The 4,761-nt window shown below is 35.0% G+C and carries 3 protein-coding genes and 1 pseudogene; all 4 read left to right on the top strand.

Annotated features, from left to right (window positions below; translation table 11 throughout):
* Positions 1-87: pseudogene (locus ACFIKE_RS08290) on the top strand (2-hydroxyhepta-2,4-diene-1,7-dioate isomerase); the annotation flags it as partial.
* An 81-nt stretch (positions 88-168) separates the two neighbouring features.
* Positions 169-474 (top strand): hypothetical protein, encoded by a 306-nt coding sequence (locus ACFIKE_RS08285; RefSeq protein ID WP_375649216.1) that lies wholly within the window; start codon positions 169-171, stop codon positions 472-474.
* Positions 475-1,307: 833 nt separating this feature from the next.
* On the top strand, positions 1,308-2,708 hold the full coding sequence (locus ACFIKE_RS08280; protein WP_375627125.1) for an amino acid permease: 1,401 nt from the start codon (positions 1,308-1,310) through the stop codon (positions 2,706-2,708).
* 719 nt (positions 2,709-3,427) lie between these two features.
* Positions 3,428-4,761 (top strand): amino acid permease (locus ACFIKE_RS08275; RefSeq protein ID WP_375649214.1); only part of this gene is annotated, 1,334 nt, incomplete at its 3' end.

Below are 4,761 nucleotides of genomic sequence, written 5' to 3'. Positions count from 1 at the left end.
CCACAGGGGGAAGGAAAACTTTCTCAGTTTGACAGAATAGAATTATATCTCAAAGATCAATTAATTTCAGAGCTAAAGGTAAAATGAATCATCAAATACTGACCTTTTTCATTGTTTCATTTTTTTTAGTCATCTCACTTAATTTTAGTCATCTTACTGGGGCCGAATATGGCCCTTATCATCGCTAAGACAACGAGATTAGGAAGAAAGAACGCATTTGTAAACGTTTTAGGATTGTGTACAGCAACATATGTGCATGAGACATTTTCCATACCTAAGTGTATCAGCGCTCATTCTCAACAACAAAACACTATTTTTTTAGTAAAATTCATGGGTGGCAGCACTTTATTATACATGGGCTTTAAATCGATTAAATCTGGAAAACACAGCTTAAATTCAAAACAATATCAACGAATGAAAAGAGTGCTATTGGTAAAACAAAACTTTTCACCAGCTATATGGACGGTTTTTTGACACAAATACTAAATCCCAAAGTATCAATATTTTATATAACGGACTTCCCGAAATTTTTGTCTTCTGGCGGTGGAATTAAAAAAGGCTTTGAACTTGTCACAATACATTCTTTCAACATCTTTGCATGGTTTACTTTAACGACCATTTTTATATCATTTGCCAGCTCCGCTTTAAAAAGCGGCGGATAAAAGGTGCGATTAATATAGCGACAGGAACAATTTTATCTTTTGATAACAAATTGCAAAGCTAATAGAGCAATCTTTTCCTGATTCTGTCTCTCACGATGAATAGCTCAACCTCTAACAGAGCTTATACAATCCTCAGTTTTTTTCTTTGTATAACTGAATTGCGCTGCATTTCTTTATCATAGTCTCAAGGATTTTTGTGTAAACGATGTGAATTTCTCGCAACCTTTTATAAAATGTTATCACTATCTAAACAAAATCCTTATTCATCACTTTAGAAAAAATAAGCTATGATATTCCTCTTTTCGTTTATGAAACAAAAAAGTGATTTTAAAAATCATTTTAAATTTCTATCATTAAGAACTGTTTCTTAAACTAAGATGAGAACCTTTGAGCGCTATTTGAGCCAAAATTAAAACTCTCACCATTATGAATAATAACAATTAAAAACTCCCTATTCAAATATCTGTTACGTTATTTAAGAGGAAAACATCCTCTTTTTTCAAAACCATATTCTTGTCTTTATCCACACAAAATTATAAAAAACGTTTTTTTCCTTTACACCTCATTTATATCATGCTTCGATACAGAATGATGCATTTTTTAGTGTAATTTAACCTCAAAATAATTAAAGGGAACCCCCAAAAAATGAACTGTAAACAAAATTTAAAAGATGGTCCTAAGATAAAACTACAACGTGGCTTGGATAACCGTCACGTACAACTTATAGCCCTCGGTGGAGCTATTGGAACAGGTCTCTTCATGGGATCAGGAAAAACAATTAGTGTGGCAGGACCTTCCATCATACTCGTTTATGCGATTATTGGATGTGCCCTATACTTTGTAATGCGTGCTATGGGAGAATTATTGCTTTCTAATTCACAATACCGGTCCCTTATTGATTTTTCAACCGATATGCTAGGACCGGGAGTCGCTTTCTTTGTGGGCTGGAACTATTGGTTAAGCTGGGTTGTAACTGGAGCTGCAGATATTATTGCTATCATTAACTATATGCATTTCTGGTGGCCAACACTTAATCCATGGATTGTTGTTTTTGCTTGCATTGGTTTCTTTTTAATCCTTAACCTCCTTGCCGTAAAATTTTTCGGTGAACTTGAATTCTGGTTTGGTCTTATCAAAGTCGTAGCAATTTTGGCATTAGTTATTGTTGGATTCTATATGATCGCTACAGGCTTTACCTCTCCAAATGGTACTGTTGCCTCTCTTAACCATGTATGGAACGATGGAAATATCTTCCCGCGAGGAATTACAGGTTTTTTTGCTGGATTTCAAATTGCCATTTTTTCTTTTGTTGGTATAGAAATTGCTGGAACAACGGCAGCTGAAGTTAAAGAGCCTAAAAAAGTTCTCCCTAAAGCAATTAATGCAATACCAGTGCGTATTGTACTCTTTTACATCCTTTCTCTAGCTGTGATTATGTCCGTTACACCTTGGAATCAAATCGTTCCAGAAAAAAGTCCCTTTGTCTCCATGTTTTGGCTTGCAGGCATTCCAATAGCTGCTGGTTTGGTCAATTTTGTTGTTCTCACCTCCGCTGCCTCTTCAGCAAATAGTGGTATTTTTTCGACTAGCCGCATGATATACGGGCTTGCAACACAAAAAGGTGCTCCTCCAATTTTAGGGAAGCTTTCCAAATACCATGTTCCAGCCAATGCTCTGTTCTTTTCCTGCCTATGTATTTTAGTAGGATACACAATTGCATCATCATCTCCAAGCATCATAAGTGCTTTTACAATTGTGACGAGCATTTCAGCGATTGCATTTTTATTCGTATGGTCCGTCATTTTGATTAGCTATATTGTGTATCGTCGCAATCACCCTCATCTACATGCTGAATCCGTCTACAAAATGCCGGGAGGTGTTATTATGTGCGGAATCGTGTTAGTTTTTTTTGCTTTCATGCTCTATTTGTTGACATTAGAACATGATACCCTAACAGCTTTAAAATACAGTATCTTTTGGTTTATTTTCTTAGGTATAATGTATTTTATATTTATAAGAAAAAAAATCGCTCCAAAGAACAAATAAAATCTATACAAAACATCTCAAAAAAGGGTAACTAAAGTTACCCTTTTTCTACTTAACCTCCTCCTCACACATCAAAAGACGAGAGTTCCTCGCAAGTCTGGGTTTGTAAACAATCCAACTTTGTTAAGGGGGATGCTGCTAACCACTTTATATGGTTCACCTACATAAGGCTCTACGGGCTAGCCCCGCCCTAAATACCCCCCTACATTCTAAAAATACTTAATGTGTAAAATTTTATATGCTTTATATCACTACCCTAAACAACAGTATTTTACTGCATTATAGGATAAGAAACGCGCTATTCTGTAAAGAATTCTCTATAAACTTCACTGACATTGTTTACTAATAAAACATGAGATTTTATCTAAAACCGCCCTCCTAAAATTTATATTCAATTTTTTATCAAAATTAAAAATACAGCTCTAAACAGGATATATCTTAGTAGCTATCTACAATAAAATATATTCTATGAAAATATTTTTCTATTTATAATAAATATTTATAATATATGTATAAAACATAAAAAGTATAATATAATTTATATTTTAGTTCTTGTTTATAAAGTAATTATTCCATTAATTCATAATGTTTTTCTTTGTTCACATATAGTCATAGAAAAAAATTCCTTTACTCCTTAACCATAGTGTGTTCCGATAGAATGGATTACCTTTTTTAGGATAATTTTTATTTAAAAATAACTTAAGGGGAACTTCCCAAAAATGAATGAACAAAATTTAGAAAAAAAACCTAAGAAAAAATTGCAACGTGGGCTAGATAATCGCCACATCCAACTTATAGCCCTGGGTGGAGCTATTGGAACAGGTCTCTTCATGGGATCAGGAAAAACAATTAGCGTCGCTGGTCCTTCAATCTTATTAGTTTATGCTATTATTGGTTGCGCTATATACTTCGTAATGCGTGCTATGGGAGAATTACTGCTTTCTAATACGCAATATCGATCTTTTATTGATTTTTCAACCGATCTTCTTGGTCCAAGTGTTGGATTTTTTATCGGCTGGACATATTGGTTGTGCTGGATTGTAACCGGAACTGCTGAAATTATTGCTATTGTTAGTTATACGCACTTTTGGTGGCCTGAACTCAATTCGTGGATTCCTGTTCTCATAGGTATCCTTTCCTTTTTAATATTTAACCTCGTAGCCGTAAAACTATTTGGCGAACTCGAATTTTGGTTTGGCCTTATCAAAATCCTAGCAATTTTAGTATTAATTATTGTAGGATTTTACATGATCTTTACTGGCTTTATCTCCCCGAACGGCACCGTTGCCTCCCTTGGCAACATATGGAACGGCGGAAATATCTTTCCTCGAGGCATTACAGGATTTTTTGCCGGATTTCAAATTGTTATTTTTGCTTTTGTTGGCATTGAACTCGCTGGAACAGCTGCAGCTGAAGTCAAAGAACCACAAGAAGTTTTGCCCAAAGCTGTCAATTCGATACCAATCCGTATTATTTTCTTTTATATTTTCTCTCTCATTGTGATTATGTCCGTCACTCCTTGGAATCAAATCATTCCAGAAAAAAGCCCATTTGTAACGATGTATGCACTTATTGGTATTCCAACCGCTGCTGGTTTGATGAACTTTGTTGTTCTAACAGCTGCCGCATCTTCAGCCAATAGTGGTATTTTTTCTACCAGCCGCATGATATACGGTCTCGCAGCGCAAAAGGGAGCACCTAAATTTTTAGGAAAACTTTCTAGCAACCGCGTTCCAGCCAATGCATTACTCTTTTCCTGCTTATGCATCTTATTAGGTTATGCAGTTTTATCGCTATCACCAACAATCATAAGTGCTTTTACAATTGTAACCACAATCGCAGCAATTTTGTTTATATTTGTATGGTCTATAATTTTAATCAGCTATATTGTCTATCGTCGCAACCGTCCTCTCCAACATGCCGTATCTCCTTATAAAATGCCTGGAGGTATTTTTATGTGTTGGACTCTTCTAATCTTCTTTGCATTCATTATTTATTTATTGTCATTAGAAGCTGATACTGCCATAGCTTTAAAATACACTCCAGCGTGGTT

Origin of the sequence: Bartonella sp. MU70NMGDW (assembly GCF_042194085.1) — a bacterium.
GTDB lineage: Bacteria > Pseudomonadota > Alphaproteobacteria > Rhizobiales > Rhizobiaceae > Bartonella > Bartonella grahamii.
The sequence above is the reverse complement of the archived record's forward strand: the minus strand, read 5'-3'. Positions and strand labels throughout refer to the sequence as shown.

Coding starts and splice junctions, on each gene's coding strand:
- ACFIKE_RS08285 (WP_375649216.1), top strand. CDS start 169: ATGGCCCTTATCATCGCTAAGACAACGAGATTAGGAAGAAAGAACGCA.
- ACFIKE_RS08280 (WP_375627125.1), top strand. CDS start 1,308: ATGAACTGTAAACAAAATTTAAAAGATGGTCCTAAGATAAAACTACAA.